This is a genomic window from Alkalinema pantanalense CENA528, from assembly GCF_050753345.1.
Classification (GTDB): domain Bacteria; phylum Cyanobacteriota; class Cyanobacteriia; order Leptolyngbyales; family Leptolyngbyaceae; genus Alkalinema; species Alkalinema pantanalense.
The window spans coordinates 1-1,626 of record NZ_JBLZFX010000218.1; the positions used below are offsets into that span (position 1 = coordinate 1).

The following is a 1,626-nucleotide window of genomic DNA, read 5'->3' on the forward strand; positions in this document are numbered from 1 at the left end:
ACGCCACCCCCTGTACAACCACCCCCCGTGCAACCCCCGGAACCCATTCGCTTAAAAGTTCCGAAAAACATTCACTTTGCCCTGGACAAGTCTTTTATCAGTAACCGAAGTGCCCAAGTTCTAGATAAAGTGGCCGCCGTCCTCAAAGCCAACCCCACCATCATCATCGACCTCCATGGCCACACCGATCCCCGCGCCAGCGATGCCTACAACATTGAACTGGGCAAACGCCGTGCCTTATCTGTGCGCAACTATCTTCTGCGTAAGGGCATCGACCCCAGCCGCATGACCATTCGCACCTTTGGGGAACGGCAACGCCTCTCCGACGGTTCCCGGAAAGTTGATTACGCCCGCGATCGACGAACGGAAATTATCTACAAAGACATTCGCGACATTGAAGTCATTGTGCAGGAAGACGACCTGCAAATTGAACCGTGAGGATGGAACCGTGAGAAACCGTAAGTCTGTGCAACGCATCACCCAAATTTTAGCCCTAGCGCCCTTCGCCTGTGGACTCATCCTGCTTCCGCGATCGGCCCAAGCCCAAACCGCCCTCTTCCAAGAGACCTTTACGGGCAATACCTTAACCAATCCAGGACTCTATCGCATTGTTGGTAGTGACAATACCACCACGATCGATGGCGTTGTCAAAGGCCCTAGTGTTTGTCTCACGGGCAATCCCAACCCGGCTGATCCCAGCTTACCGGGCTGTGCTGCCGGATTGGAAGGACTACCCCCCAGCGGGGTAGATGGCCCCGGAACAGGCGCTTTGCGTCTCACCTCTAACCGAGTCGGTTTTATCGATCAAGGGCGGAATTTTAATACCCAGGGAGAACGGGGATCGATCATTCTTAACCAAGCATTCCCCACCAGTAATGGCCTGCGCATTGAATTTGATTTCTTTATTTACAACGGACGGAGCAATGTTCTTCCCCCCGGTGCCGATGGCTTAAGTTTCTTCTTAATTGATGGCAGTGTGGCTAACCCGACACCGGGAGCCTTTGGCGGTTCGCTTGGCTATGCCCAAGAAACCATTGCTGGAGGCAGTTCTAGTGATACGGCGGGTGTGGCGGGGGGCTATATTGGCATCGGGTTTGATGAGTTTGGGAATTTTTCCAATGGCACTCAAGGCCGAGTCGGCGGAATTGGCCAATCACCTGACTCCGTCGCACTACGGGGAGCCGGAAATGGATTGGGTGGCTATGCCTACCTTGAAGGCAGAAATTTGGGTACCAGCATTGATGATCCCGCAACGGTGAATACCAATACACTGCGATCTAGCGTTACCCCCCGGAGAGTCCGCATCACCCTCACACCCAACAGCATTTTGACCGTCGAAATCGACTTTACTGGCACAGGAACTGCCTATCAAACCGTCGTCAACCAATTAGATCTCAGAAATGTCCCCGGACAGCCCCCTGTGCCGGCTTCGCTCAAAGTGGGTTTTGCCGCGTCAACAGGGTTTTCCACCGCCATTCACGAACTCCGCAATTTATCGATCAGCAATCTCACAACACCGCCGCCCCCCCCCCCCCCCCCCCCCCCCCCCCCCCCCCCCCCCCCCCCCCCCCCCCCCCCCCCCCCCCCCCCCCCCCCCCCCCCCCCCCCCCCCCCCCCCCCCCCCCC

Annotated in this window: 2 protein-coding genes; both read left to right on the forward strand. The window is 56.8% G+C overall.

Annotation, left to right across the window (positions count from 1 at the left end; all coding sequences use genetic code 11):
* Window positions 1-438 (forward strand): OmpA family protein (locus ACN4EG_RS27705; RefSeq protein ID WP_431633515.1); only part of this gene is annotated, 438 nt, incomplete at its 5' end.
* A 10-nt stretch (window positions 439-448) separates the two neighbouring features.
* On the forward strand, window positions 449-1,626 hold a 1,178-nt coding region (locus ACN4EG_RS27710; RefSeq protein WP_431633516.1), incomplete at its 3' end, for an L-type lectin family protein.